Below are 23,639 nucleotides of genomic sequence, written 5' to 3' on the forward strand. Positions count from 1 at the left end.
AGGACGGGTACTACCTGTACGCCCACCTCGCCCTGCAGAATCACAACATTCTTCCGCGCGACTTTATGGCCCTGCCGGTAAAGGACCGGCAGTTTATCATTGCGAGCGACGCCGTAGCGGCCAAGCACATGAAAGACCAAATGAAACCGAGGTGATACCATGGCTCAGACCCTGCAGGCGGTGTTCGCTCTAAACGACAGGTATACGGCGGCGCTTACGAAAATCCTGCATTCACAGGATGAGTTCGCCCGCAAGCAGGAGCTTGCGGACAAAGCGACTGAAGTTTTCAAGAAGCGGCTGGACGGCCTCCGAAGTTCCGCCGACAACGCCGGAACGGGCGTCAGCGGGCTCGCGGCAAAGATCGGCGGACTGGTGTCCGCGGCTTACCTCGGGAAAAAGGCCCTGGAAGGGATGTTCGCCGCGGTCAACCTCTCGGCCCTCCAGAAGGTCCAGGAGACGACCTTCCAGGCGCTGACGCACAGCGACAGGATCGGTTCACAGCTCTACGATTATGTGAGCCGGTATGCCGAGGTGTCCGCGCTGGGTCGCGAGGATGTCGCCAAAGGCGTCACTTCCGCGCTGACCGTCACCCGTGACATCAACCAGATCGAGCAGTTCATCAAGATGATCGAGCGCCTGTACGCGAAGGACCCGACCAAGGGCGCGCAGCAGGCGGTATTCTCCCTCAAGGAGCTGCTTGCGGGGGACGTCGTGTCCGCGCGCGGAGTGTACGGCATTACCGGTATCAGCGGCGATTATATCCGCAAGCTGACGGGAGCCGGAGACATACAGGGCGCGTTCGACTACATCAGCAGTTTCCTCGACAAGTTCGGTGCGACGCAGGAGGTTGTGGACCGGAACTTCACCGGCCTGACCACACAGACGAACGTCTTTACCTCAAATCTCAAAACGGCCATCGGGGAGGAAGCGACCCCGGTTATGGAGAGCCTTGCCGGCGTTATGCAGCGCCTGAACGCGGATATGGAGGCCGGGAAGTTTCAGCCGTTCATCAACGTGATGGTGAACGGTATGGAGCTCGTCGGGAACGGGATTGCGTGGGTCGTCGAAAACCTCAACTGGATCGCGCCGACGCTGGTGGGCGTTATGACCGCGCTGATGATCTACAACGGCGTCATGAAGGTAGTGAACACGACGACGCAGATCCTCGGTATCACGACTGGAATCCTCACAGGTGGATGGGTTAAGGCCGCCGCCGCGCTCGCCGCGTTTATCGGCAGCGCCGCCGCGATTTCCGCCGTCACCAAGAGCGTGGATACCGAGACAAAGCAGAGTATCGCGGATATCAAGAATCAACTGGGCGCGGGACTTGCGGGTACCGCAGACATCGACGCGCACATCACCAATACCGACCCCATCAAGGTGACCGGCGAGGTGGAAATCGAAAAGGAGAATATGCGGTACCTGCTGGACGCCGCCAGTCAAAAATTTTATGCCCAGTTCTCCACGGCGATGCTGGCTCCGCAGGTCAACATCTACGGGCAGACCATCGAGAAAACGGCGGATGTCCGCGAGGTTATCCCGATATTAGCTGAAAGCTTGACCGAAGCGGCTGATGCTTATGCGGAAGGAGTGTACTGATGAGCTACAAGGTATATTTCGGGCCACTCACACTCTACGGGGCGGAGAAGGTTGACGTGGCCCTTGCCCGTCCAGTGACCGTCCATAACGGGCTCGGGTTCGGGGAGTACCCCACTCCAGACGACAGGAAGCTGCGGGAATGGACGGTCAAGGGCCAGTGGACAGAAAAAAACGACTACCGGCTCGCCGGGTGGGCACCCGCGCACGAGCTGATAGCCGATCTGAAAAGCATGATGGGCTCGGACGAACCCGAGCGCCTCGTGATGACCAACGGGTACGACAAGACCTCAGTACTGGCCTACGTCACCGACGTGAACGCCACGGAGACGTGCGCGGGAGTGTATGACGTGACGGTCAAGCTGACTGAGTACCGGAAGCCAGTGGTGCGCACCACGGGGGTACCCGCGATCTCCCGGCCGGGAAAAATCCCGGAGATGCCAAAGACAATGACGTTTGATAAGCCGTCAGACGTGGGGGAGGATGCGGTAAAGCGGGGCAACGACGCGGCCCAACAAGGGAAGCCGCCGCCGGCCATAAACTATTTCTGGACAGATGAAAATGGAGTAATGCACCAGACCAATAGCCCGCACATAGTCCCATTAACATGCAACGTAGGAATAGATGAAATTCCACCCGCAATACCGGGAGCACGTGAGAGCACCCATCTTGAGACATTTGGTGAAAGTCTTGGGGCTGTTGGAAGCGGAGTTAAAGAATCTGTTGGGGTTATGACCGATTGGGTTAAAAAAACGTTTGATTCCATCTCAGACGCCATACAGGATTCTATAGATAGGGTAAAGGCCAAAACCGGTATGAAATAGCCTACTTCTCCAATGCTTCATAATCATCGTCGTATAGTTCTTCTTCGTCGTCAAGGTCGCCGTGATCACTTGCGATAACCGTCCCTAAATAATCGACAATTCGAAGAATTCGAGATAAAGCGATGAACGCACAAGCCGAAACGACAGATGCGAGCAGGGCAAATAACATTGCGATGGATGTCACTGCATTTAATAGTTCGCCGAGTAGGAACAGAGCCGTGATAAAAAGAATTGGAGACACGATCAGTATTGTTACCGCCCATGCCTTCAATATCTTAGCAAGAGTCTTATTTTTCATTTCGCACACCTCGCTAAATTCAAATTACATTTTGTCATGTTCCACACCTCCATTAGAAAGGGAAATTTAAATGAAAACTCTCATACTTGCCTTGGGGTGGCCCGCCTTTGCCATATCTATTACATGGGTGTTGGTCTACCGCATCTCCCTGAAAGGAGTGCTGCGGTACATAGACGTTCACGACCTGAAACTCCCCGACCGCTGCGAAGTAAGGGAGTGTATGAGTTGGGCGATCAAAAGCGCATTTAAACGCCACGGAAATACCGGTCAATCATAGCCGACGTAACCCCGGAAGCAATACTCTCCAACGCATTCAGGGAATAAGACCCTACACGAGTTGCAATCGCTTTCGTTTTCTTCCAGTTCTGATCGACTTTGATATCCGCGAGAAACTTATGGCCATCTGGAGATAAATCCAAAATCTCGATCGGTTGATATGGCGGGTCGCCTAAATGTATATGCATCTTTGTAAAATAGCCATTAAGGTCGCATTGTTTCATATGGTACCTCACGACATCTTCGGAATACTTTTTTAAACGAGCAAATTCTTGGTTCGATTCATACAGCATGGATTCTCGGTATCCAGTGTTTTCTTCTACCGTAAGTAAAATGTCGCGTATGCAATCCGGATTTAGCCGCACGAAACAACACCTCCTGCCCACATCATAACACGGCAGGAAATCATTTACAATAAAAAAGCCGCCCTATCGGACGGCTTTCATTCACTGTGCCTTCTTCAACTCTTTTATCTCGGCGGTATGCGACGCGGTGACCCGTTCCAGAGTACGGATACGGTCGGCGTGGCCGTCGATCTGGTCCACTTTGTCAAGGCGGGCGATGATATCGCCATGCTGTTCCGCGATCAACTGTATCTGCGGCGTTACCTTCGTTTCAATAATCGCATTCACCTGATTGATGATCTTTTTCTCCTGCTGCTCCAGCAGCTGCGCGATCATCTGGATGTCGTTTTGGTCCAGCATATTCCCGCCTCCCATCTGTGGATTTGATTATACCACAGCCCGCTTTGAAAGGAAAGAGGTGATTTTCATGCTTCTTGTCGACGGAGCCGACATCACACAGATCGCCGAAAACGCCCGATACGTTTCGCTGTGGAACAACGGCCCCGGAACGCTTACCTTCGAGTATGCGGCGGGGAAAGGAAAAATGTATCCGAACGGCTGCACCGTGACGTTTTCATATGAGGGCTCCAATGTCTTTTACGGCTGGCTCTTCAAGACCTCGCAGACCCGCGACAAGTTCAAGTGTACCTGCTACGACCAGCTGCGGTACCTCAAGGCGAAAAACAGCATCCTGCGCGAGGTGGAACCGCTGGACAGCTTTCTTAACCGTGTCGGGGCCACGCATGGGGACCGAATCCGCCTCGGGCAGGTGGACAGCACCGAATACCCGCTGCCGCGCTACCTGTTTGACAACCAGACCTATCTCGACATGCTTTACCAGTCGATACAGGAGAACCTCTACGGGAACGGGTACCAGTACACCCTGCGGGACAACTTCGGCGCGCTCGATCTGCGGGACACCATTGACCTGCGGCTGCCGCTTATCATCGGCGACAAAAGCCTTGCCACAGATTTTGAGTATGTGAAGTCCATCGACGAGGACACTTACAACCACATCAAGGTGGCGAAGGACCGAAAGGATCTTGGGACCCGATACACCTACGAAGCTCAGGACGGCGCCTCCATCGCCGAGTGGGGCAAGCTGACGCTCTATGAGAAGGTGACGGCGAACTACAACGAGGCGCAGCTCGCGGAATTGGCGCAGCTCCTTCTCCAGATCAGGGACCGCGAGACCGAGACCCTCAAGGTGGAGTGCCTCGGCGACACTCGCGTGATGGCGGGGAACGGGGTGCGCGTGGTACTGAAAGACACGGGAATCGACCTGTGGGCGATTGTGGACACCGCGACACATGAATTCGGAAGCCCCTATAAGATGACCCTGAATCTGATATTTGGGAGGTGGCCGCGATGGATGCAGAATTCGCCCAGCTGACAAAGGCGCTCAAGGGAATCGTCAAAAACTACGTGGAAAACGAGAAAATCTCCGATGTAGTGTATGCCACCTACACAGGTGGTTCACTGGTCATTGACAACCGCCCCATCCCCGTCCCTCTCGATATGGTGGACATCCCCCTGCATCTCCAGACGATTGCCGGCCTGCTCTCCTGCGACCTCTCCGAGGGGCTGGAAGAGATCGAGGCAGAGGATGAAAACGGCAAAAAGGTGGAGGTAAAGCGGCTCAAGCTCACCGATGCGCCGGTGACCATCAAAACCGGCCTCGCCCCCGGCGCGCGGGTGGCCGTCGTTCAGAAGCGCGGGGCCAACAAATACTCCATCATAGACGAGGTGACCGGCGTATGAGCGTATTGAAAACCTACGCCGAGGGGACGGCGTCCGCGCCCTCCAGGACCTACCGCATCCATGACGGGCGCATCGAGGGAACGATCGACGGCCTCAATGCGGTGCGGCAGTCCATCGAGCTGATCCTGACCACCGAACGCTTTCAGTGGCAAATCTTTTCTCCCGATTACGGTGTGGAGCTGGACGAGCTGATCGGTGAGCGGCGGCCCGCCTACGTCGAGGCGGACATTGAGCGGCGGATCACCGACGCCCTGCTCGAGGATGACCGCATCATCGGGGTCAAAGATTTCGCGCTGACGTTCGGGGGTGAAATCGCCCGCGTATCCCTTACGGCGGTGACCGCCTTCGGGGAAGCCTCCATTGAAAGGAGTGTGCCGCTTGGCTGAAAACTATGAGTATCAATCCATCCTGCGGGAGATGCTGGAAGCCGTCCCCGACACGCTGGACAAGCGGGAGGGCAGCGTGATCTATACCGCGCTGGCGCCCGCGGCGCTGCTGCTTGCCCAGCAGAATTACATGATCGGCTACCTCTTCGACCTGCTTTTCGCGGACACCTCCACGGGCGACTGGCTTGACCGTGTGGTGTACGACTTTGGGGTTACCCGCGAGCAGGCCACATATGCGCTGCGCAAGATCATCCTCACGGGTACCGACGGCCAGCCGTCGGATTTCCCCATCGGTACCCGCTTTGCCATCAACTCCCTCACGTTCGCTTTGAGTGAAAAGAAGAATCCCGGAGAATACCACGCGCAGTGTGAGCAGGCGGGGTCGCAGGGCAACCTCTATTCGGGGAAGCTGCTTCCGGTCGACAATCTCAACGGCCTCGGATCCGCCGTCCTTGATCCGGAGCCCGTCATTGCCGCCCGGGACACCGAGACGGACGACGCGCTGCGCGCCCGGTTCTACGCAACCGTGCGGCGCTCTCCCTACGGCGGGAACATTTCGGACTACGAACAGAAAACCCTGGAGGTGGAGGGCGTCGGGGCCGTACAGGTATTCGCCGCCCCGACGATGGGCCCCGGCCGGGTAGGGCTCGTGATCGGCGACGAACAGGGCAACCGTGCTTCACAGGAATTGGTCAACAAGGTGCAGGGCCTCATGGGCGTCAACGGTGACGGCATCGCGCCGATCTGGCATACGGTCACGGTTGGCACCTCAACAGATCTCCCGGTGAATGTTGCGGCGCCGCTGCGGCTCAAAACCGGCGCAAGTTTCGAGATCGTCCGGCCGGTGGTGGAGAATACGGTGCGGAACTATGTGGAAGACGTGGGGTTCACCGACCAGACGGTGTTCCACGCCAAGTTGGTAGCCGCTATCCTCGGCTGCCATGAAAGCATCCTCGACGTCGGAGAGGTTACGATGAACGGTGCGGCGGCAAATATCGCGCTGGTCAAAACCTTCGAGAACTACCAGGTGCCCACGGTGGGGACGATTACGGTGACGGAGGTGGCCTCCTGATGTTTTACGGGGACTCCTCCGATTATCTGCATCTTCTGCCGGATGACTGGCGGGAACTCCTTGAAATCAAGGTGATTTCCAACGGCGTCAACATCCAGCTTGACAAGGTGCTTAATCGCATCAAGGCGGGCGTGACCAACAAAAGCGTAACTCTGGCGGACGAATCCGGCGTCGCGCGGTGGGAGCGGATTCTCGGCGTCACCTCCCCGCTCAACAGCAGTTTGCAGGCGCGCCGGGAGGCTTTGCGGGCCAAGCTGATGTCGAAGCCGCCGATCAATCTGCAATCCTTCAAGGCGGTCGTGGAGGCTTACATGGGGCTGGAGGTGGACGTTGTACTCGGCGAGGACTACACCCTGCGGGTGTGGTACCGCGGCGAGAGCCGACAGCCGGATTTGAACCCGCTGTATGCCACGGTATACGAAATGATACCGGCGAACCTGATCGTAGAGATCGCATATCGGTGGGTGACCTGGGGCGAAGTGAAGACGAGTTATGCGACATGGGGCGATCTGGTCCCAATGACGTGGGGAGAGGTGAAAAAAGGCACATGAACCAGACGGCGAATTATGGATGGAAGAAGCCGGGGCCCGACGACGCCGCTGATATCGAGATCATCGGCGTCGTTTTTGAGGCGGTGGACGGAAAGACAAAGGAAATTGAGAATAAAGCCCACACCCACACGAACAAATCCGTACTGGACGGAATCACAGCAGAAAAGGTGGAGGTATGGGACAATCCCACAACGGCGGAGTTCTACACAGTCTCCCTTCCCGCCACCAAATGGACGGGAAACGGTCCTTACACGCAGGCGGTATCCGTTGCGGGAATCCTCGCGGACGACCGGCCCATCTTCGGCCCCGTCTACTCGGGGACGAATGACGAGAAGATCGAGCAGTCGATCATGGCAGGATTTGTGGATGAGTGCGAGACGGCGGCGGGAAGCGTGACCTTCCGGTGCTATCTCGTAAAACCCGAGGTTGACCTGACGATGCAGTTAGAGGTGATCAGGTAATGGCATACGGTATCCCGCGAAACCTGGAATCCCAGTATAACGTACTCACGGTGCCGAACTACGTGAAGAATCTTGTGGTGACGGCCTCGCCGGGGACAATCCACGCGGCGTACACGGCCCCGCCCGGTGTGGAGGCGTGGACTGTCTACCGCCCCTCGTCGGAGGGCGTGCCGCAAACTCCATTTAAAGGGAAACGGGTGGTGACGCCCCTTGCGGAGGACACGGAAACGACAGTCGCGGTGAGCCTCACCGAGGGTGTGGTAAACGGCACCGAGTATGTCGTGCGGGTGTTCATCCGGGGGGAACTGGGATTTCAGACGAGGGTTGGGGGCGCGGTAGCGAGGGTGACGCCCGTCGCGGGGATTCCTTTGGGAGAATATGAGACGGGGTCCCTGGTCAATGTCACGCGCGGCGGCGTGAACTGCTCGTGGCGCAAGGTGTCGGGCAGTTATAACGGGAACGCCGAAATCATCCCGCTGATGCTGGAAACCATCACGGGAACGTGGTCTGTAACGAGTAGCACCCGTCCCAATATCTCACTCAATGAGGGCATCAACACCTCATGGTGGGAACGGTTGGACCTGCGGGAATACCTTAACGGGGAGTATCTTGCGGGGTTTGACCGTCCCGGTCTGATTCAACCTGTATCCGTTCCGTCCTGCTCTTATTACGGCCCCGGTGGAGATAATGTCAATGGTCGACAGATTAACCACTCGTCGGACCATGTTTTTCTCCCATCCATCACGGAGATGGACGGGAGCGTGCATCAGGCGGGATTGGCCGAAGGAATCCGGTTTGAATACTTCACGAGCAATCAGAGCCGCGTCCCGGCAGGTGCACAGAACTATCGGTTGCGGACAGGATATCCTTATGCGACTACCGGCGTCTATGGGAAGGTCAACGCAAATGGGGAAGTATTGGGATATGGTGCGGGGTATGTCGGGGAAATGGGAACCCGCCCGGTTATCTGCATGCAGGCGAGCACGCTGATCTCGCCTGCCGCAAATGCAGACGGAAGCCATGACCCGCTTTAGGAGGTGACACGATGGCAAGCTACAACATTCTAACCCTCTCCGAGCCGGTGACGGACTTCGTTGCCACGACCTCCCCGGCGACGATCAACCTGCAATGCGGGCTTATGGAGGACGCACAGCGCAAGAAGGTATACGCGGTCTATAAGGCCGGGGAGATGCCGCAGCATCCGTATGACGGGGTGCGGGTGGAGATGGAGGTTATGCTGGGATTCCCGCTGTCTGAACTGCCGGTCGGGACCATCGTCAAGCTGATCGAGGGCGGGACGCCAACCGACTACATCATAGTTCATCAGGGATTGCCATCGGGCATTTACGATGCGTCTTGTGACGGAACGTGGCTGCTGCGTAAAGACATCTATGAGACCCGCCAGTGGCACAGCTCCCAGCTCAACGACTGGGCCAACAGTACGCTCAAGGCGTATCTGGACAGCACGTTCTTAGCCCGTTTCGAGAGTTCTATCCAGGATGCGATCAAGCAGGTGAAAATCCCCTACAGACCCGGAAGCGGAACCAGCGGAACCGTCAACAGCGGAGCCAATGGACTGAGTTGTAAAGTATTTTTACTTTCGGGATATGAAGTCGGGACAGTGACAACCAGCCAGAATCTCCCCCCTGACGGGGCTTGTCTGTCCTATTTCGCCGGTACTGCGGCTACGGACGCAAAACGCATCGCCTATCTCAGTGGCAAAGCTGTCACCTGGTGGCTCCGCTCCCCGAGCACCCTCAATGCCTTAAATGCATGGAGCGTTATCCTCAATGGCAGCTGCGACTACATCGGCTGCTCTAACTCTACCGGCGTCCGCCCCGCCTGCGTCCTCCCTTCCGACCTTTTAGTATCTTCTACGCCCAACCCGGACGGCAGCTTCAACCCGATCTTATAGGAGGTGTGCGCATGGCAATTGCAAAGGCCACGATCTCGGGCCTCACCAACGACACCGAGTACGGCGTGCGGGTGTTTGTGGAAGGGGCGTATGGATACCAGACGGCGCTCGAGGGAGCCACGGCGAGGGCGACGCCGAGGGCGGGGATACGGCTGGGAGATATGTCTACGAATCCACCGGCAAAAGTTGCACTGAATGAGAGCGGAGTGATACAGCGGTTTAAGGTGTTGGCGCATGACTTTGACGGAAACATCGGGAGAACGCTGGTCATGCGGGAATATTCCATGGCCGAGGGTGATTTCATCCCCCCAGGGACATCCGTCAAGGACGACGGCCTCTTTATCGGCGGAGGATATGATATCAGCTGCAACGCGTATCTGGACCGGTTGCAGGCGGAGATATCCGCCCAAGTTACGCCTATCTCACTGCCGTGCCAGAATAACCTCAATAATCTGTCCTCTGTCGGTACATATCAACAGAGAGCCTTTTTCCTCTCACTCCGTGAAGCCGGGGCGGTCGACAGTGCTTTGCCATCCGGATATACTCCGACACAGATCATTCCTGCGGGTGATTCTATACCGTACTTTTCCACCCCTCAAAATCGAGTTTTGACAAACAGCAACGGGACGGCATACAAGTATATGCTTCGAGACTTGTTGAAGTCGTCGGATGGGTATCGGTATTTCAGTGTGGTTACCCCGAATGGGGCATTTAATACAACTAATGGACGGGAGGAAGTATACTACGCAGTTTGTTTCACGTTGCCCTCGGACATGCTTTTCTCGCTTGAACCCAACCCTGACGGCAGCTACAGCCCCATCCTATAAGGAGGTATCCCATGATCTACACGAACACCGGCGCCACCATCCCGGCCACCCTCACCGACGCTCCCGCCGCCTACAAGGACGGCGTGACAGATACCCTCTGGCATCCCGCGATCACCCTCGTCTTTGACCGCGAGGCCGCCGACGCGGAGATCACCGCCCTGCTCGCGGGGGCCTCGGCGATCTATCAGGACGACGGGACCTACCGCACGGCCTACGCCCTAGACGGGCGGCGCATCCGGCATCATCCCACATCGGTGACACTGCCCTACGCGGCAAAGACAACGCAGGACAGCCCCCGATGGCTGAGACAGCAGACCACGGACGCAGACCTCGCCCGCATGGAGGCGGAGCAGCGGGCAACCGACTTAGACCTGCAATTACTGGAGGTGCAGCATGGACAAGTATGACGAGATCGCAACGCGGTACGCGGACGGCGGCGTCCGGGACGACCAGCTTGACGGTGCTGGAGCACCGGAGGGCAGCGTCTACCTGACGCGCAACTACGTGGCGCTGGGCGCGATCACGCAGGCGCAGGCGGACACAATCCGGGCGGGAGCCGCCGATCCGGAGAAAGCGGACATGCAGGCGGCTATTGAAATCTATGAAGGAGGCGGTCAGTGATGTATGTGGAGAGAGCGGCGGCCACGATGGCAAGATACCGCGCGGCGGCTGCAGAGGTTTCGGATACCACGGCGGTCACGGTGCCGGAGCTGTTCGCGGCGTGGGACGCGGGCGGCGCTTCCTATGCCGTGGGCGACCGTGTGCGATACGGCGAACTCCTGTACAGGTGCCTGACGGCGCATACCTCACAGGAGAGCTGGACGCCCGACGCGGCCCCGAGCCTGTGGGTGCGCATCGACGACCCGGCGGTCGAGTGGCCGGAGTGGCGGCAGCCTTCCGGGAGCACGGACGCATACCCGAAGGGGTCGAAAGTGTCCCATAAAGGTAAGCATTATATCAGCCAGATCGACGCGAACACCACCGAACCGGGAACGGACGAGCGGTGGTGGAAGGAAGCGGAATAACGCAAAAATGCCGCCCTTCGGCGGCACAGGTGAAAGGAGATTTGATCATGGATTTCAATGAGTTTTTCAGCTGGGAATACCTTCTGACATTCGCGGGTTGCATGGCCTGCACGGGAGTGGTGACGCAGTTCGTCAAGGGATGGCTGGACAAGTTGGTACATATCCCGACGCAGGCTCTGGCTTATGTGGTGGCCCTTGTGGTGCTTCTGGCGGCGCAGGCTTTCACCGGGGCGCTCACGCCGAGCATGGCGGCGCTCGACCTGCTCAATGCCGTGCTGATCGCCGCTGCCGCGAGCGGGGCCTATGACGGCATCAAGCGTGTCGGTGGCGGAAATGGGTGATGTAATCGCGAAGGGAATCGACGTCTCCTATGCACAGGGTGTGATCGACTGGCCGAAGGTGGCGAAGGCCGTTGACTTTGCGATCATCCGGGCGACGGCGACCTATCCGGGCCCGGGGCGAAGCGGCGTGGATACCCAGTGGGAACGCAATATCCAGGAGGCGCGCAAAGCGGGCGTGCCCATTGGCGCGTACCACTACAGCTACGCCAAGGATATCGCGGAGATGCAGGCGGAGGCGCGGCACTTCCTGAACGCCATCCGTCCCTACCGCTTTGAGTGGCCGGTATGCCTCGACTTCGAGGAAGCGTATCAGATCGGCGGACCGGGAACTCCGGGATACCCGCCATCCAAACAGATGGACATGATCGACGCATGGATGGAGATTGTGCAGGGAGCCGGTTGTTTTGCGGCCCTCTACTCGACGGGCAGCGCGATCAAGCGTCTGAGGGACGCCTACCCAGGCAGGATGGCGCGGTACGCCGTGTGGGTGGCGCACGTCGACACGGATAAGCCCATGACGCCGGGAGGCATCTGGCAGTACTCGTGGCACGGCAAAGTGGACGGGATCGCGGGAGACGTCGATCTCAACTATGCCTATGAGGACTACCCCGCGATCATCAGAGGGGCGGAACTCAACGGCTGGGGCGCGAAGGACAAGCCCGCAGAGGCCCCGGAGGGCGAGACGGTAACAATCCCGACAGAAGAGCTGAAGGCCGCTTACTCGGCCTTGCAAGCCGCCCGTGACGCAACCGGGGAGGCAATCGAAAAGATCAGGATGATATTGGGGGTATAGGGATGGACACACAAACCTTGATCTCGTTGGCGTCGTCGCTGCTGTCTGCGGCGGCAGTCGTCCTTGTGGCAATCATCGAGACGCGCAACGGGCAAAGCAGAAAGCGGACAGAGGCCCGGGCGGCGCGCAGGGCGGAAGAAAGCCGCCTGTCGATGGAGATGATGTTCGCAACCTGCAAGCTGGCTACGGTGACGGCAAAGGCCGTGACGGGGCACAAGACCAACGGGGACGTCGAGGACGCGCTGGAAGAATCCGACCGGGCGCAGGGGCAGTACGAGGATTTCAAGACGCAGCTCGCCGCGCAGCAGGTGGCGAAGGTATAAAGAGGGCGGGCTCTCCAGGATTATCGGTGAGCCCGCCTTTCTATACGCATTTCTAATCATTACGATACGTGGTGAAACTCTATATGATTCACACGAACTGTGATGCTTATATTGTTAAAAAAAGTAAAATATAGTCACTTTGCCAAATATTATATAATATGTAGAATTGTTATAAGATTTGAGGTATAATTTGGTTAATAATTGGTGGGGGTGGCTAGTATGGATTCCATTCAACAATCATATAGATTTACGTTTAAGTTTGAAGGTGAAGGGCATTCACTACCTTTGGAAACACTCTGCTCTGTATTGACGCAGTTCAATTTCCTATCTATCCATACTGAAAATGATGTGCGGTGTCAATATTCTGTTATTGCCCATAAGCCGGGCAGTTTCGAGGTAGAGATGCTTGCGAACGCCGTGATCCCAGCAACTTTATTTGTCCAACATAATCTCAACTATATTCTGGAAAAGTTGAAAACAATAAAAGAGTGGATAGAAGTAAAACGATTTTTATTGGGCCAAAAGCCAAAAGATATATCGAAAGACGGCTCGCAGGTGCAGGTTACTAATGCGAAAGGAGATGTGATGGTGACAAGCATTTCGGGGTTGCAAGTTTTAAATAATGCAACCATCTCAAACTCAGTTATTGTGATTGGGAGGTCTTTGGCTGACAGTGATTTACACGGCTTTCAAATGCTTACTGAAGAACAGCAGCCGTTTTTGGACGTCAAAAAGGATGAAATCCCCTATTTGGCGGCAGGAGATATAATTTCAGATGAAGATAATATTACTGTTCAGATCCAAAAAAAAGTGGCTCTTTTGGTTCGAAAATTTATAGCTGTAGGTAACGAGCGCTGGGAATTTACTTACATAAAAACATTTAAGGCGAGGATGTTGGATGATGATTGGCTTAAGGCATATCAACACGGAAAAATCGAGTGCCGAGGCGGGTCTAGCCTGCTCGCAGACTTGCGCGTAGAATTTCAAAATGATGAAGATGGCTTACCAATAAGCTCCACGGCTAAGTTTTATGTAACGAAAGTGCATGCGGTTATTCCCCCAGATTATGATGAGAAAAGCCAACAGATGTTTGCATGAACCAAACAATTATTTGGGTAGAATTGAGCGGGGGACGATTAACGTCCCCCGCTTTTTTATTATATTAATGGTGTTCAGCGGCGAGCATGATATTCAGATAAAGAGAGCGGGCCTGCCAGGGGAACTGGCAGGCCCGCATGGTCGTTTGGCATAGATGAATACAAGCAACACGATGCCGTATGGTAACATATTTAGCTTCCAGAACCGAATTACATTCTAATTAGTGACAATATCTCCTATAATTTTCATTATATGGTCGAAAAGCTCGATCGAAAGGGGATTTGTCAATGACAGTTAAAGATCTTGGACAAAAGATCAAAGCGCGTCGGTTATTATCCGGATTAAACCAAGAAGTCTTTGCGGAAAATGTAGGCATAAGCCTCCGTCTTCTCAGTAAATTGGAATGTGGTTTTGGAAATCCGACTTTTGTGACAATAGACTGCATTGCCGCTGCCTTCGGCCTTCAAATCGAGGATTTGGTACAACCCGATGAAACCATTGAACTGATCCCGAAATGCGACCTAACGCGCTTGCAACCTATGTTAGATCGTTTGCCTCCACCTTTGCAGTGTTTGTTTATGGACTGTACCGAGGGAGCACTAGTAAGGCTGCTTGAATCATCTCGAAACTCGGACTCGGACCATACAGAAGAAATCTCTCAAGTATAGCCGCCTTCAAAGGGCGGCTTTTCTTTATTAAGAGCAAGTCGTCGGCATCGTCATGCAGTGGGCGGTTCTGGGACTGTTGGCAGCGAGCATGATTTTTAGATAAGAAAGCGGGGCGGCTTCCGGTTATTCCGGTTGCTGCCCCACTATTTTCGCTTCACTACTTTTAAAAGTTGGATAAGCTCAGTACCATACATTCGAGATTTTTCATCCAAATCCAACCTTCGCTCCCCAAAACGCACAAAGCCGTTTCGCCTATAAAAATCGAGGAGCTTGGGCTTGTCTTCACACTCAACATAGACCACCTTTCCGCCTATGCTCTGCTGGATCATGGCAATTTTGTCAATTGCCATTTGAAGAAGTTCGTCTCCACTTATCAGCTTATCTAGGCCTTTTGAAAAATTTTTCCCAAGCTGAGCGATAAGGGGGGCGGGTATCATATACACCCTCTGGTCAGCATCAAAAACACCAAATTTTTTAATTTTATCGCAAAGGGCTCTGCTAATTCTATCTTTATATACCCTAAAAGTTTTGATCGTTAAGGAAAAATACCCAATCAGTTCCAGTTTATCTTTATAAGACGAAAATATCAAATGAGTGGGAGTCATGGATTGCTTTGCAAACTCGATGGCTCTATGTTTTAAAAAGTATTCAATATCGGGATTCATAGGGCACGAAAAAGAGGAGAGAATAGATTTTACTCTACCCTCTCCAATTTGTTCAATCATATCGCCCAAAGAGACTTGCACATATCCGTCCATCAGCGGTCCCCAAATAATGTCTTAATTTGTTCGCCCTTTACCTCTCTGCATTTCTTTTTGATAATAACGGAAGGTGTTGATTCTCGAGAAGCATATTCGAGGGCGGATACGAGGCGACGGCCTTCGTGATTCTTCTTGATCGAAATGTTCTTATAAATACTGTTAGTAGCCACCTTATTCCCTCCTTATCACATACTATTCCCGAGGGCACATAAAGTATCCTGTACGCTAAATATAACACACCGTAAAGCCGAAAGTCAACAAATGTTACCGTAATATTTTTATCCATCACCCCCAATTGATTATGTGTCCTCTCACTTATACCGTAGAAAGAGAAATATTTGCAAAAGTTTGCATTTCAAGTCAATTATTTGTCATATCATCGTCGATTAGCTTATTGATGTAGGCGTTCAAGCTCATGCCCTTCTGGGCGGCGAACTCCCGAATGATAGCCAGTTCTCCCTTTGGGACGTAGAATACGCCACGGTCCAGTTTTTCCAAGTGCCGCTTGTTCCCCTCTAAGTGCGCTTTCGTTGCCATCTCATCACCTCGACATTATTATAACACATTTCAGTTCATGTGTATATGTAAATAATGGCTATATTCATGTGCATATGTTTGTTGGGTTTATCAATTGAAATTCATGTGCACATGTATTATAATATAGACAAGAGGTAAGGCAAGGGGCCATGAAAGGAGGATGGCCCGTGACGAGCAAAGAGTTTGACCGGCTCCCACAGGATGATCGGCAAAGGCTCTGGCAAGAGGCAAAAAATAAAGCGGTCAAGCGCACCACCGCTTAACCGCCACAGCAAAGACCTAACCTAGCAAATCAAGCCCCTTGCCTTGCCTCTATTATATCAGACCACACGATGAAATACAAGCCCGCCCCGGAGGTTACGAGGGCAGAAAGGGAAGAGACATGAGATACACCGGATACGGCCTGCAGATTACCCTTAAAGAACTTCGCGACATGCTTGAATATGCAGAGAATATTGCCGAGCATAGCAACATGGAAAGCTGTCTCTACATCAAAGGCGGAGAGCGCCCGACCATCACGCAGTACTGCTGCTACGCAGAATGCAACGCCATCAACCACACATATCTTGCCAGATAACAAACCGCCCTTCGGGGCGGCTTTTCTCTTTATTAGATATATTGTAAAATCAATCTCGGCGGCCCGCAGAAAGGGAACGCGTCATGTTATCGACGACAATAGGAGTGAATGTCAGAATGAGCAGATTGGAATTGGGATGGTCGCAGGAACGGCTTGCTTTTGCTTCGGGGGTGTGCGTGCGCACGGTCAGCGCGGTCGAGTGCGGCACCGCAAATCCGACTTCGGACGTTATAGAAAGCCTTGCCAGGGCGCTGGGAGTACCCGTGTCCAGGCTTGTCGCATAGAGATTCGCATGGTGTAAACTTCGACGGCGGGCCGCCTTTTTGGGGCACATTGTCTGTATAACGCTTATTAAATTATATGATACTCCCACCCTACTCCCACTCAGCGTTGTGCAATCCCGTATGAACAGCGGATTTAGCATACCCCTGCTAAGGGAGTAGGTCTGGAAACGGGCGCGAGAGTTCGAATCTCTCCATCTCCGCCAAAACCCGCATGATAAGCCAGTTTGATGGCTGTCATGCGGGTCTTTTGTTTCCATATATTCTTTCTGAGTTCGAGTATTTACGGCGTACGGTTCATTGATCTGACCGCAGGCTCCGCCATTCGGCCTTCACCGGTCCCGTTTCCGGACTGTGGGGTACCGCTCCGCGATCTCCTGGCGGCGGGCGCAGCTCTCCAGATGGTCGTTGATCACGCCGCACGCCTGTAGGTGCGAATAGACTGTGACCGGTCCGAGATAACGGAAGCCGCGCCCCTTGAGCTCCCTGCTGATCCGGTCGGACAGCTCGTTTTTCGCGGGGATCCTGCCCTTCTGATGGCCGGCGTAGAGGATGCTCTTCCCGTCTGTGAAGTCCCAGAGGAATCGGCTGAACGATCCGAATTCCGCGCGGATCTCCTGAAAGTGTCCGGCGTTTTGGATGACCGCCTCCACCTTGCGGCGGGAACGGATCATCCCGTCGCACGCCAGAATCCGTTCGACGTCCGCCTCCCCGTAGGCCGCAATTTTGTCATAGTCGAACCCGTCGAAGCACGCCCGGAAAATCTCCCGCTTTTGGAGCATCATGTTCCAGTTGAGCCCGCACTGCATCACCTCCATCATGAGGAATTCAAACTGTCCCCGGTCGTCGTGCAGCGGGACGCCCCATTCCTCGTCGTGATACCGGGTCATCTTTTCGTTGCAAAGGCACCATTCACAGCGTTCCATCCCATTTCCCCGTTTCCATCTGATTTTTTCGCGGCGCGCCGGCCGCCGTCATCCCTTCCCGGGGCGTCTCCCGCGCCCCAGCGTGACCGGAAGCGCCTCCAGCGCCGCAAGCACCCGCCGCGCCTCCGTATCGGCTTCCTCGGCGGGGATCCCGTTTTGTTCCATCGCCTCCCGCGCGGCCGCGGCATAATCCCGCTTATGGCGCGCGTTCAGCTCATGCCAGCGGATCCCGGCGAACCGCCCGGCAAGCGTCCGGTCCAGGGGCAGGCGCCCCTGAAGCAGCAGCACCGCAAGCACCGGATAGCCCGCGTACCCCTGCCAGTAGGTGGCGTTGTCCGTGGAGGCGTAGGCGTCCCCCGTCCAGGTCACACGGTACTCCCTTCCTCCGTCCGACGAGCGCACCGCGGCCTCGTGTTCCCCCATCAATACGCGGCCGTCGGCGATGGCGCTGTATGCCTCGTAAATCTTCTCCAGCGGGGGCCGCTTTTTCATAGAAATCCCTCCTCCGGTGCTTCCGGTTTCCTGCCGGATCGCGTGCGTTTCCGTTTCATAAGCTCATTTTACCCCAGAAGCGGGGGAAACTCAACCGCGTCAATTAGGAAAAGAGGGCCCATTCGGTAGGAATGGGCCCTCTTTTCAATATCGATATCGTTTAAGGGACGATCAGCACTTTCATGGCCGTCTTGTCCTTCCCGGGCAGCTCATAGGCCTCCTTCCAGTCCTTCAGGCGGAAGGTATGCGAAATCAGGCCGTCGGTACGGAGAAGGCCGCTTTCAATGCCGCGGATCACGGGGGGATAGCAGTTTGCGGAGAGGTGGGATCCGATCACGGTCAGTTCCTTGCCGTCCCCGATGATGTTCCAGTTCGCCGTCACCTCGCGGGGGAACTGGCCGAACTGGACATAACGCCCATGGTTTTTCAGCGATACCAGGCCTTGGGGAACGCTGTCCGGGAAACCGGACGCGTCAATATAAACGTCGCATCCCGCACCGCCGGTCAGACGGTGGATCTCCGCGGGCACATCCTGTTCAAGCGGGTTCAGCACGGCGTCCGCTCCGAACTCCTTCGCCAGACGAAGCCGCTCGCCATTCGTATCGATGGCGAGAATTCTCTGCGGCAGCGAAAGCCGCACAATGTTCGTGATCGCCAGTCCGATCGCGCCCATGCCGGCGATCGCCACCACGTCGGTATGCCGCACCCCCGCCTGCTCGGCCGCGTGCATCCCGCAGGCGTAGGGCTCGATGAGCGCGGCCTGTTCGACTGAAAAACGTTCCGGGACCTTATAGGTAATCGCTTTGCTCGGAATCCGCACATATTCCGCAAAACCGCCGTGTGCGACCTGTTTAAAGCCGAACAACTGCATTTTGCTGCACATCCATCGCGTCCCGGCCAGGCAGTCCGGACACTCCCCGCAGGGGACGATCTGCTCCGCGACGACCATATCACCGCATTCGTAATCCTTGACGCCTTCCCCGATTGCGACGACCTCACCGCAGAATTCGTGCCCGGGGATGATGGGCGGCTCGATTTCCATGTCGTCGTTGCCCGTTCCCCAGGCGTCGGGCAGGCCGTTATATTCCTTGATGTCCCCCGCGCAGACGCCGCAGCCCCTGACCTTCAGAATCAGCTCCCCGGCGCGCGGTTGCACCGGGCGGGGAAAATTCTCGTACCGGTAGTCGTGCGGCGCGTACGCCACCAGCGCCTTCATCATCTCTGTCATGTCATTCTCCTCGCTTCCTTTTGGTTATTCGCCGAGAATCTGCACCTGCACCTGCCGGTCGCGCGGCCGGGTCTGGTCAAAATCGACGAAATAAATATGCCCGAACTCTCCCAGGTCGAGCCTGCCTCCCGCGACGACGATCGTCTCGCTGCGCCCGATGATGGAGGAACGAAGATGTCCGTCCGTGTTGAGGGTCTCCGGCTTGCCCTCCCCGTGCCGCGCGGAAAACTCGGTCAGCTTGGGGCCGGGATGCAGGTACTGCCCCTCCCTGCGGCAGGTGGGGATGATCGCCTCAAGGACGTCCACAAGGTCCTGCTGCAGATATTCCAAGCCGTTGTAGGCCAGATCAAAGGAGCACTCCTGTGTCAGCACCGAGCAGGTGGTGTGATGGGAATAGACCACGCAGATGCCGTTTTGCACGCCCGACCGCTCAAGCGCCGCCCTGACCCCGTCAGTGACCGTGTGGAAGGCGGGCCTGTGCCCGGGGGAATGGACCGTAAGGGTTTCCCTGTAAACTTTCATCATGACGCCCCCTGTTTTTTCATGGCCTGAGCGCGGTCGTCGCGTGCCATACGCACAGACCGGATCATTTCCTCAACCATCCGCCGCGGGTCATCGGACAGGAAAATGCCCGAGCTCGCGCCGCATCCCTCCGCCCCGGCGAGGATAAGGTCATACACCTGCTTTCCCGATGAGATGCCCGCGGCCTGCTCCACAAGGATCGTATCATCGATGTGCTTGACGGCCGCGGTCACCTCGCGTACAAAAGCGGGGCCGCTGGGCGTGCCGGAACCGATCAGTTCGCTGGGTTCGGGATTGATGATGTCGGGCCCGAGCTGTGCAAGGGCGCGGGCCTCGGCGATGCTGTCGGAACAGGCGAAGGAGAGCATCCCCAGCTCCCTTGCCCGGTCGATCGTCCGTTTGACCGCGGAGAGGGTCATCGGGCGTTCACAGTGGTTGACGACCGCCCCGCGCGCGCCCGCCGCCTTGAGCGCCTCGGGCAGTACGTCCGCCATGCCGCGTCCGGGGGAGAGCAGGTCCATATAGGGCGCGAGGATAACCAGGCGAGCGGTGTTCTCCGCAACCCGGCGGATTTCGGTATAGGGCACGATCATCAGCACATCGATATCGTACCGGGCGGCGGCGATGTCCGCCGCTTCGGCAATCCGCAGGACGTCGTCGCCGTAAATATAGTTTTTGACTCCGAACTCAAAGAACGGCGTCCTCAATATGGGTTTCACAAAACCCCCTCCTTTTTGTGGATGCGGGCGGTGAGGTCAGTCACCCCAAACGGTGAGCCGCACGGTGCGCTGCCGCGCACGGACCTGGTCGAAATCGGCGAAATAGATGCGCCCGAATTCTCCCAGCACCGGCTCCCCGTCGATTACGGGGGCCAGGACGGACCGTCCGAGCAGCACCGAACGCAGATGCGCATCCGTGTTCAGGCTCCATCTGGCCAGCTCGCCGCGTTCCCGTCCGGCGATCTCCACATGCAGCGGCCCGGGGTGCAGGTACTGCCCCTCCGTTTCACAGGTGGGGATGATCTTCGAAAGGACATTCACCAGGTCCTGCAGAATCAACTGCTCCCCATAGTAGTTGACGTCGTCCGACTGCTCCTGGATGAGGACGCTGCAGGTCGTGTGCTGGGAATAGACCATGGCCACACCGGTTATGACGCCCTGCTTTTTGATGGTGGCGGCGACCCTGTCGGTCACGTCGTGGAAGGTGGGCCGGGCTTCGGACTGGATCGTAAAAGAGTCGTTAAAAATTCTCATGGTGCCTCCTGCCGTTCATTTTTGTGCCGCGCCGCTATGCGGCGGCCGTCTTTTTCACGCGCTGGTAGGAATCGAATCCGACGGCGAACATCATCAGCAGCCCCTTGCAGGCCAGCTGCCAGTAGGAATTGAGCCCGACGGCAACCATGCCGTTGGAGAGCGCCGCCATGATAATGATACCGACAATGATACCGGGCACGCGCCCCTCGCCGCCCGACATGCTGATGCCGCCGACGACGCATGCGGTGAGCGCGTCGATATAAAGGGTGCCGCCGGCGTTGGTCTGTCCCGAATTGAGGCGGCCGGTCATCACGATTCCGGCAATCCCGGCGTAGGCGCCGCACAGCCCGTAGGCGGCCGCACGCACCCGGTAGGTGTTGATGCCTGAGAGGCGGGCGGCCTCCTCATTGCTGCCGACGGCGAAGATCCGCCTCCCGAGCTTCGTCTTCATGAGCGTGAACCATCCGATCAGGAGCACGATCGCCCAGACGATGACCGGGTTGGGGATGCCGAAAAGCGACTCCTGCCCCACGCGGCGCAGCGACTCGGGAATGTTGTAGATCGGCATGCCGTTGTTGGCGAGATAAGCCAGGCCCTGCACAATATTCATCACGCCCAGCGTGGCGATGAGCGGCGGCATAAAGGTCAGGTGAATGGCGGTGCCGCTGATAAGCCCGAGCAGGCAGGTCAGCAGGATGCACAGCACGGACGAGAGCCAGACCGGCCACCCGTGGTTGACCATAAAGACTCCGGCGATCACGCTGGTGAGGGAGACCATGGCGCCGATCGACAGATCGATGCCGCCGATGATCAGGACATGAGCCAGCCCCACCGCGAGAATCCCGGTGCACGCGCCCTGCCTGATAATCGTCATGATATTGTCGGGTGCGATAAACGCCGGGCGCCGGATGCTGAAATATACGATCAGCAGGGCGAGGCACAGCAGCACCGCATTGTGCCGCAGGAACCGTTTGAACGTCGTGGATATCGTCTTTTTTTCCATATTAAGCACCTTCTTCACTTCCCTGATAGCCGGAGGCCAGCGTCAGGACCGCCTCCTGGGAAAACGCCCCCCGCTCAAGGATCCCCATCTGCTTTCCCTCGTAGAGCACCAGGATCCGGTCGGACATGCCGAGGATCTCCTCCATGTCGGAAGAAATCATGATGATCGAGATGCCCCGCCCGGTCAGCTGCCCCATCAGATTGTATATTTCCTGTTTCGCTCCGACATCCACGCCGCGCGTGGGTTCGTCGAAGATCATAACTTTCGCGTTGGTGATGAGCCACTTGGCGAGCACAACCTTCTGTTGGTTGCCGCCGCTGAGGTTTTTGACAAGCTGGACCGGGGAAGGCGTGGCGATCCGGAGCACCTTGATCTGCTCAAGCACCTTCCGGCGCTGTCTGTGCCGGAGCATCACGCCAAAGCGGGAAAACTGTTCGAGGCTGGCGATGGAAATATTCTGGTCGATGGGCAGTCCCAGAAAGAGCCCCTGGCGCTTCCGGTCCTCGGGTAGCAGTGTGATCCCCTGCTCCAGCGCGTCCTTTGGGGTCCGGATATGCAGTTTTTTACCCTCGAGCGTCACCTCCCCGCTCTCCATCGGATCGGCGCCCGACAGCATGCGGGCCATCTCTGTACGCCCCGCTCCCACGAGCCCGGACACGCCGAGGATCTCCCCGCGGCGCAGGTCGAAATGGATATCCCTGTCCCCGCTCCCGCACAGGCTGCGCACCTCCAGGACGGTTTCCCCGGAAACAGGGGAGCGGACGGGGAAAAGCTCGGAAATCTGCCGCCCGATCATCCCGCGGATGAGATCCTCCTTCGTGGTGTCCGCCGTCTGCCGCAGTTCGACGACCCGTCCGTCGCGCATGATCGTGACGCGGTCGGACAGCTCAAAGATTTCCTCCAGCCGGTGGGAGATGTAGATAACGGTGATGCCTTCCGCCCTGAGCTTGCGGATGAGGCCGAAGAGGATATCCACCTCGTGCAGGGTGAGCGGGGCCGTGGGCTCGTCCATAATCAGCACCCTGGCTCCGCGCCGCAGCGACTTGGCGATCTCGACGAGCTGCATGCTCGCGACCGACAGCTCCCGGACGCGCGCCCGCGGATCGATCTTGACCCCCATCGTCTCAAACAGCCTTCCGGCTTCCTCCTCCATGCCCCTGCGGTCGATCCAGAGGGCGTGCCCCTTGAGTTCGCCGACGAAGAGGTTTTCCGCGACCGTGAGGGAGGGGAGAAGATTAAACTCCTGGTAGACGATCTCGATTCCAAGCCGGTGGGCAAGCTGGGGAGACATATGCTCGTAGCGGGTCCCCTCGAACCACAGTTCCCCGGCGTCAGGCCGGATTGCGCCGGCCATTACCTTCATCAGGGTCGATTTGCCCGCGCCGTTTTCCCCCACCACCGCGTGGACTTCGCCGGCTTCAAAGCCGATGGAGACGCCGTCGAGCGCGAGCACGCCGGGATATCGCTTTGTGATCTCCCGCAGCTCCATAATCTGATTCG

The 23,639-nt window shown here is 56.6% G+C and carries 35 protein-coding genes; 21 read left to right on the forward strand and 14 right to left on the reverse strand.

What is annotated here, in order from left to right:
* The first annotated feature begins 159 nt into the window (after nt 1–159).
* A complete protein-coding gene (locus RCI06_RS04560) occupies nt 160–1,599 on the forward strand; it encodes a hypothetical protein (protein WP_306574615.1) in 1,440 nt (479 codons plus the stop codon).
* Nucleotides 1,599–2,420: a hypothetical protein gene (locus RCI06_RS04565; RefSeq protein WP_306574617.1), complete on the forward strand. Its 822-nt coding sequence runs from the start codon at nt 1,599–1,601 to the stop codon at nt 2,418–2,420. The genes RCI06_RS04560 and RCI06_RS04565 overlap by 1 nt, the downstream gene beginning before the upstream one ends.
* Before the next feature lies 1 nt (nt 2,421).
* Here RCI06_RS04565 and RCI06_RS04570 read toward each other — a convergent pair whose 3' ends face one another.
* The 3 genes from RCI06_RS04570 to RCI06_RS04580 form a co-directional block, all read right to left on the reverse strand.
* Entirely contained in the window at nt 2,422–2,718 is a 297-nt protein-coding gene (locus RCI06_RS04570) for a hypothetical protein (RefSeq protein WP_306574618.1), read from the reverse strand.
* A 245-nt stretch (nt 2,719–2,963) separates the two neighbouring features.
* Entirely contained in the window at nt 2,964–3,359 is a 396-nt protein-coding gene (locus tag RCI06_RS04575) for a DUF2513 domain-containing protein (RefSeq protein WP_306574621.1), read from the reverse strand.
* A gap of 81 nt (nt 3,360–3,440) precedes the next feature.
* A complete protein-coding gene (locus RCI06_RS04580) occupies nt 3,441–3,698 on the reverse strand; it encodes a hypothetical protein (protein ID WP_306574623.1) in 258 nt (85 codons plus the stop codon).
* 67 nt (nt 3,699–3,765) lie between these two features.
* On the opposite strand from RCI06_RS04580, the gene RCI06_RS04585 reads away from it, so the two are divergent.
* The 17 genes from RCI06_RS04585 to RCI06_RS04665 all read left to right on the forward strand — a co-directional run bounded on the left by RCI06_RS04585 (nt 3,766) and on the right by RCI06_RS04665 (nt 14,559).
* Nucleotides 3,766–4,731, forward strand: a complete 966-nt coding sequence (locus tag RCI06_RS04585) for a hypothetical protein (protein ID WP_306574626.1) — start codon at nt 3,766–3,768, stop codon at nt 4,729–4,731.
* The gene (locus RCI06_RS04590; RefSeq protein ID WP_306574628.1) at nt 4,707–5,099 is read left to right on the forward strand and encodes a hypothetical protein; all 393 of its coding nucleotides are present in this window, start codon (nt 4,707–4,709) and stop codon (nt 5,097–5,099) included. The genes RCI06_RS04585 and RCI06_RS04590 overlap by 25 nt, the downstream gene beginning before the upstream one ends.
* Nucleotides 5,096–5,485, forward strand: coding sequence for a DUF2634 domain-containing protein (locus RCI06_RS04595; RefSeq protein WP_306574631.1), 390 nt, complete (start codon nt 5,096–5,098; stop codon nt 5,483–5,485). Before RCI06_RS04590 ends, RCI06_RS04595 begins: the two co-directional genes overlap by 4 nt.
* Nucleotides 5,478–6,557, forward strand: a complete 1,080-nt coding sequence (locus RCI06_RS04600) for a baseplate J/gp47 family protein (RefSeq protein ID WP_306574634.1) — start codon at nt 5,478–5,480, stop codon at nt 6,555–6,557. The genes RCI06_RS04595 and RCI06_RS04600 overlap by 8 nt, the downstream gene beginning before the upstream one ends.
* The gene (locus tag RCI06_RS04605; protein ID WP_306574637.1) at nt 6,557–7,108 is read left to right on the forward strand and encodes a putative phage tail protein; all 552 of its coding nucleotides are present in this window, start codon (nt 6,557–6,559) and stop codon (nt 7,106–7,108) included. The genes RCI06_RS04600 and RCI06_RS04605 overlap by 1 nt, the downstream gene beginning before the upstream one ends.
* On the forward strand, nt 7,105–7,569 hold the full coding sequence (locus tag RCI06_RS04610) for a hypothetical protein (protein WP_306574641.1): 465 nt from the start codon (nt 7,105–7,107) through the stop codon (nt 7,567–7,569). Before RCI06_RS04605 ends, RCI06_RS04610 begins: the two co-directional genes overlap by 4 nt.
* Nucleotides 7,569–8,603 (forward strand): DUF6273 domain-containing protein, encoded by a 1,035-nt coding sequence (locus tag RCI06_RS04615; protein ID WP_306574644.1) that lies wholly within the window; start codon nt 7,569–7,571, stop codon nt 8,601–8,603. The genes RCI06_RS04610 and RCI06_RS04615 overlap by 1 nt, the downstream gene beginning before the upstream one ends.
* Before the next feature lie 11 nt (nt 8,604–8,614).
* The gene (locus RCI06_RS04620; RefSeq protein WP_306574647.1) at nt 8,615–9,484 is read left to right on the forward strand and encodes a DUF6273 domain-containing protein; all 870 of its coding nucleotides are present in this window, start codon (nt 8,615–8,617) and stop codon (nt 9,482–9,484) included.
* Between the two features lie 11 nt (nt 9,485–9,495).
* The gene (locus RCI06_RS04625) at nt 9,496–10,311 is read left to right on the forward strand and encodes a hypothetical protein (RefSeq protein ID WP_306574650.1); all 816 of its coding nucleotides are present in this window, start codon (nt 9,496–9,498) and stop codon (nt 10,309–10,311) included.
* An 11-nt stretch (nt 10,312–10,322) separates the two neighbouring features.
* Nucleotides 10,323–10,718: a hypothetical protein gene (locus RCI06_RS04630; RefSeq protein WP_306574653.1), complete on the forward strand. Its 396-nt coding sequence runs from the start codon at nt 10,323–10,325 to the stop codon at nt 10,716–10,718.
* Nucleotides 10,705–10,932, forward strand: a complete 228-nt coding sequence (locus tag RCI06_RS04635; protein WP_306574656.1) for a hypothetical protein — start codon at nt 10,705–10,707, stop codon at nt 10,930–10,932. Before RCI06_RS04630 ends, RCI06_RS04635 begins: the two co-directional genes overlap by 14 nt.
* Nucleotides 10,932–11,336: a carbohydrate-binding protein gene (locus tag RCI06_RS04640; RefSeq protein ID WP_306574658.1), complete on the forward strand. Its 405-nt coding sequence runs from the start codon at nt 10,932–10,934 to the stop codon at nt 11,334–11,336. The genes RCI06_RS04635 and RCI06_RS04640 overlap by 1 nt, the downstream gene beginning before the upstream one ends.
* A 47-nt stretch (nt 11,337–11,383) precedes the next feature.
* Nucleotides 11,384–11,677: a hypothetical protein gene (locus RCI06_RS04645; protein WP_306574660.1), complete on the forward strand. Its 294-nt coding sequence runs from the start codon at nt 11,384–11,386 to the stop codon at nt 11,675–11,677.
* The gene (locus RCI06_RS04650) at nt 11,670–12,470 is read left to right on the forward strand and encodes a glycoside hydrolase family 25 protein (RefSeq protein WP_306574661.1); all 801 of its coding nucleotides are present in this window, start codon (nt 11,670–11,672) and stop codon (nt 12,468–12,470) included. The genes RCI06_RS04645 and RCI06_RS04650 overlap by 8 nt, the downstream gene beginning before the upstream one ends.
* A 2-nt stretch (nt 12,471–12,472) precedes the next feature.
* Nucleotides 12,473–12,793, forward strand: coding sequence for a hypothetical protein (locus tag RCI06_RS04655; protein WP_306574663.1), 321 nt, complete (start codon nt 12,473–12,475; stop codon nt 12,791–12,793).
* Nucleotides 12,794–13,012: 219 nt separating this feature from the next.
* Nucleotides 13,013–13,891 (forward strand): hypothetical protein, encoded by an 879-nt coding sequence (locus tag RCI06_RS04660; RefSeq protein WP_306574664.1) that lies wholly within the window; start codon nt 13,013–13,015, stop codon nt 13,889–13,891.
* A gap of 287 nt (nt 13,892–14,178) precedes the next feature.
* Nucleotides 14,179–14,559 carry a helix-turn-helix domain-containing protein gene (locus RCI06_RS04665; protein ID WP_121586603.1) on the forward strand — a complete coding sequence of 127 codons (381 nt, stop codon included), beginning with the start codon at nt 14,179–14,181 and terminating at the stop codon, nt 14,557–14,559.
* 143 nt (nt 14,560–14,702) lie between these two features.
* On the opposite strand, the gene RCI06_RS04670 is transcribed toward RCI06_RS04665, so the two are convergent.
* From RCI06_RS04670 to RCI06_RS04680, 3 genes are all read right to left on the reverse strand, one after another.
* The gene (locus RCI06_RS04670; RefSeq protein ID WP_306574666.1) at nt 14,703–15,317 is read right to left on the reverse strand and encodes an N-acetyltransferase; all 615 of its coding nucleotides are present in this window, start codon (nt 15,315–15,317) and stop codon (nt 14,703–14,705) included.
* Nucleotides 15,317–15,490, reverse strand: coding sequence for a hypothetical protein (locus RCI06_RS04675; protein ID WP_306574667.1), 174 nt, complete (start codon nt 15,488–15,490; stop codon nt 15,317–15,319). The genes RCI06_RS04670 and RCI06_RS04675 overlap by 1 nt, the downstream gene beginning before the upstream one ends.
* A gap of 190 nt (nt 15,491–15,680) precedes the next feature.
* Complete coding sequence (locus RCI06_RS04680) at nt 15,681–15,857, reverse strand: antitoxin (protein ID WP_306574668.1); 177 nt, start codon at nt 15,855–15,857, stop codon at nt 15,681–15,683.
* Between the two features lie 382 nt (nt 15,858–16,239).
* On the opposite strand from RCI06_RS04680, the gene RCI06_RS04685 reads away from it, so the two are divergent.
* Both RCI06_RS04685 and RCI06_RS14355 read left to right on the forward strand, forming a co-directional pair.
* The gene (locus RCI06_RS04685; RefSeq protein ID WP_306574669.1) at nt 16,240–16,434 is read left to right on the forward strand and encodes a hypothetical protein; all 195 of its coding nucleotides are present in this window, start codon (nt 16,240–16,242) and stop codon (nt 16,432–16,434) included.
* A gap of 83 nt (nt 16,435–16,517) precedes the next feature.
* Nucleotides 16,518–16,718 (forward strand): helix-turn-helix domain-containing protein, encoded by a 201-nt coding sequence (locus RCI06_RS14355; protein WP_373690843.1) that lies wholly within the window; start codon nt 16,518–16,520, stop codon nt 16,716–16,718.
* A 329-nt stretch (nt 16,719–17,047) separates the two neighbouring features.
* Here the strand turns inward: RCI06_RS14355 and RCI06_RS04690 are convergent, their stop codons facing one another.
* From RCI06_RS04690 to RCI06_RS04725, 8 genes are all read right to left on the reverse strand, one after another.
* The gene (locus RCI06_RS04690) at nt 17,048–17,641 is read right to left on the reverse strand and encodes a DNA-3-methyladenine glycosylase I (RefSeq protein ID WP_101552627.1); all 594 of its coding nucleotides are present in this window, start codon (nt 17,639–17,641) and stop codon (nt 17,048–17,050) included.
* 48 nt (nt 17,642–17,689) lie between these two features.
* Nucleotides 17,690–18,133 carry a hypothetical protein gene (locus RCI06_RS04695; RefSeq protein WP_306574671.1) on the reverse strand — a complete coding sequence of 148 codons (444 nt, stop codon included), beginning with the start codon at nt 18,131–18,133 and terminating at the stop codon, nt 17,690–17,692.
* Between the two features lie 160 nt (nt 18,134–18,293).
* Nucleotides 18,294–19,361: an alcohol dehydrogenase catalytic domain-containing protein gene (locus RCI06_RS04700; protein WP_306574672.1), complete on the reverse strand. Its 1,068-nt coding sequence runs from the start codon at nt 19,359–19,361 to the stop codon at nt 18,294–18,296.
* Between the two features lie 24 nt (nt 19,362–19,385).
* Nucleotides 19,386–19,883: a secondary thiamine-phosphate synthase enzyme YjbQ gene (locus RCI06_RS04705; protein WP_101552632.1), complete on the reverse strand. Its 498-nt coding sequence runs from the start codon at nt 19,881–19,883 to the stop codon at nt 19,386–19,388.
* A complete protein-coding gene (locus RCI06_RS04710; protein WP_101552634.1) occupies nt 19,883–20,602 on the reverse strand; it encodes a triose-phosphate isomerase in 720 nt (239 codons plus the stop codon). The genes RCI06_RS04705 and RCI06_RS04710 overlap by 1 nt, the downstream gene beginning before the upstream one ends.
* A gap of 36 nt (nt 20,603–20,638) precedes the next feature.
* Nucleotides 20,639–21,136: a secondary thiamine-phosphate synthase enzyme YjbQ gene (locus RCI06_RS04715; RefSeq protein ID WP_306574674.1), complete on the reverse strand. Its 498-nt coding sequence runs from the start codon at nt 21,134–21,136 to the stop codon at nt 20,639–20,641.
* Between the two features lie 34 nt (nt 21,137–21,170).
* Nucleotides 21,171–22,139, reverse strand: a complete 969-nt coding sequence (locus RCI06_RS04720) for an ABC transporter permease (RefSeq protein WP_101552638.1) — start codon at nt 22,137–22,139, stop codon at nt 21,171–21,173.
* Between the two features lies 1 nt (nt 22,140).
* Entirely contained in the window at nt 22,141–23,628 is a 1,488-nt protein-coding gene (locus tag RCI06_RS04725) for a sugar ABC transporter ATP-binding protein (protein ID WP_306574675.1), read from the reverse strand.
* Nucleotides 23,629–23,639 lie beyond the last annotated feature (11 nt).

The organism is Anaerotruncus massiliensis (ex Togo et al. 2026) (assembly GCF_030825285.1).
In the GTDB taxonomy this organism is placed as follows: Bacteria; Bacillota; Clostridia; order Oscillospirales; family Ruminococcaceae; genus Anaerotruncus; species Anaerotruncus massiliensis.

What these genes read in the sequence shown, in the direction of transcription:
- RCI06_RS04560 (WP_306574615.1), top strand. Translation starts at nt 160, where the DNA reads ATGGCTCAGACCCTGCAGGCGGTGTTCGCTCTAAACGACAGGTATACG.
- RCI06_RS04565 (WP_306574617.1), top strand. Translation starts at nt 1,599, where the DNA reads ATGAGCTACAAGGTATATTTCGGGCCACTCACACTCTACGGGGCGGAG.
- RCI06_RS04570 (WP_306574618.1), bottom strand. Translation starts at nt 2,718, where the DNA reads ATGAAAAATAAGACTCTTGCTAAGATATTGAAGGCATGGGCGGTAACA.
- RCI06_RS04580 (WP_306574623.1), bottom strand. Translation starts at nt 3,698, where the DNA reads ATGCTGGACCAAAACGACATCCAGATGATCGCGCAGCTGCTGGAGCAG.
- RCI06_RS04585 (WP_306574626.1), top strand. Translation starts at nt 3,766, where the DNA reads ATGCTTCTTGTCGACGGAGCCGACATCACACAGATCGCCGAAAACGCC.
- RCI06_RS04590 (WP_306574628.1), top strand. Translation starts at nt 4,707, where the DNA reads ATGGATGCAGAATTCGCCCAGCTGACAAAGGCGCTCAAGGGAATCGTC.
- RCI06_RS04595 (WP_306574631.1), top strand. Translation starts at nt 5,096, where the DNA reads ATGAGCGTATTGAAAACCTACGCCGAGGGGACGGCGTCCGCGCCCTCC.
- RCI06_RS04605 (WP_306574637.1), top strand. Translation starts at nt 6,557, where the DNA reads ATGTTTTACGGGGACTCCTCCGATTATCTGCATCTTCTGCCGGATGAC.
- RCI06_RS04610 (WP_306574641.1), top strand. Translation starts at nt 7,105, where the DNA reads ATGAACCAGACGGCGAATTATGGATGGAAGAAGCCGGGGCCCGACGAC.
- RCI06_RS04615 (WP_306574644.1), top strand. Translation starts at nt 7,569, where the DNA reads ATGGCATACGGTATCCCGCGAAACCTGGAATCCCAGTATAACGTACTC.
- RCI06_RS04620 (WP_306574647.1), top strand. Translation starts at nt 8,615, where the DNA reads ATGGCAAGCTACAACATTCTAACCCTCTCCGAGCCGGTGACGGACTTC.
- RCI06_RS04625 (WP_306574650.1), top strand. Translation starts at nt 9,496, where the DNA reads ATGGCAATTGCAAAGGCCACGATCTCGGGCCTCACCAACGACACCGAG.
- RCI06_RS04630 (WP_306574653.1), top strand. Translation starts at nt 10,323, where the DNA reads ATGATCTACACGAACACCGGCGCCACCATCCCGGCCACCCTCACCGAC.
- RCI06_RS04635 (WP_306574656.1), top strand. Translation starts at nt 10,705, where the DNA reads ATGGACAAGTATGACGAGATCGCAACGCGGTACGCGGACGGCGGCGTC.
- RCI06_RS04640 (WP_306574658.1), top strand. Translation starts at nt 10,932, where the DNA reads ATGTATGTGGAGAGAGCGGCGGCCACGATGGCAAGATACCGCGCGGCG.
- RCI06_RS04645 (WP_306574660.1), top strand. Translation starts at nt 11,384, where the DNA reads ATGGATTTCAATGAGTTTTTCAGCTGGGAATACCTTCTGACATTCGCG.
- RCI06_RS04650 (WP_306574661.1), top strand. Translation starts at nt 11,670, where the DNA reads ATGGGTGATGTAATCGCGAAGGGAATCGACGTCTCCTATGCACAGGGT.
- RCI06_RS04655 (WP_306574663.1), top strand. Translation starts at nt 12,473, where the DNA reads ATGGACACACAAACCTTGATCTCGTTGGCGTCGTCGCTGCTGTCTGCG.
- RCI06_RS04660 (WP_306574664.1), top strand. Translation starts at nt 13,013, where the DNA reads ATGGATTCCATTCAACAATCATATAGATTTACGTTTAAGTTTGAAGGT.
- RCI06_RS04665 (WP_121586603.1), top strand. Translation starts at nt 14,179, where the DNA reads ATGACAGTTAAAGATCTTGGACAAAAGATCAAAGCGCGTCGGTTATTA.
- RCI06_RS04670 (WP_306574666.1), bottom strand. Translation starts at nt 15,317, where the DNA reads ATGGACGGATATGTGCAAGTCTCTTTGGGCGATATGATTGAACAAATT.
- RCI06_RS04680 (WP_306574668.1), bottom strand. Translation starts at nt 15,857, where the DNA reads ATGGCAACGAAAGCGCACTTAGAGGGGAACAAGCGGCACTTGGAAAAA.
- RCI06_RS04685 (WP_306574669.1), top strand. Translation starts at nt 16,240, where the DNA reads ATGAGATACACCGGATACGGCCTGCAGATTACCCTTAAAGAACTTCGC.
- RCI06_RS14355 (WP_373690843.1), top strand. Translation starts at nt 16,518, where the DNA reads ATGTTATCGACGACAATAGGAGTGAATGTCAGAATGAGCAGATTGGAA.
- RCI06_RS04690 (WP_101552627.1), bottom strand. Translation starts at nt 17,641, where the DNA reads ATGGAACGCTGTGAATGGTGCCTTTGCAACGAAAAGATGACCCGGTAT.
- RCI06_RS04695 (WP_306574671.1), bottom strand. Translation starts at nt 18,133, where the DNA reads ATGAAAAAGCGGCCCCCGCTGGAGAAGATTTACGAGGCATACAGCGCC.
- RCI06_RS04700 (WP_306574672.1), bottom strand. Translation starts at nt 19,361, where the DNA reads ATGACAGAGATGATGAAGGCGCTGGTGGCGTACGCGCCGCACGACTAC.
- RCI06_RS04705 (WP_101552632.1), bottom strand. Translation starts at nt 19,883, where the DNA reads ATGAAAGTTTACAGGGAAACCCTTACGGTCCATTCCCCCGGGCACAGG.
- RCI06_RS04715 (WP_306574674.1), bottom strand. Translation starts at nt 21,136, where the DNA reads ATGAGAATTTTTAACGACTCTTTTACGATCCAGTCCGAAGCCCGGCCC.
- RCI06_RS04720 (WP_101552638.1), bottom strand. Translation starts at nt 22,139, where the DNA reads ATGGAAAAAAAGACGATATCCACGACGTTCAAACGGTTCCTGCGGCAC.
- RCI06_RS04725 (WP_306574675.1), bottom strand. Translation starts at nt 23,628, where the DNA reads ATGGAGCTGCGGGAGATCACAAAGCGATATCCCGGCGTGCTCGCGCTC.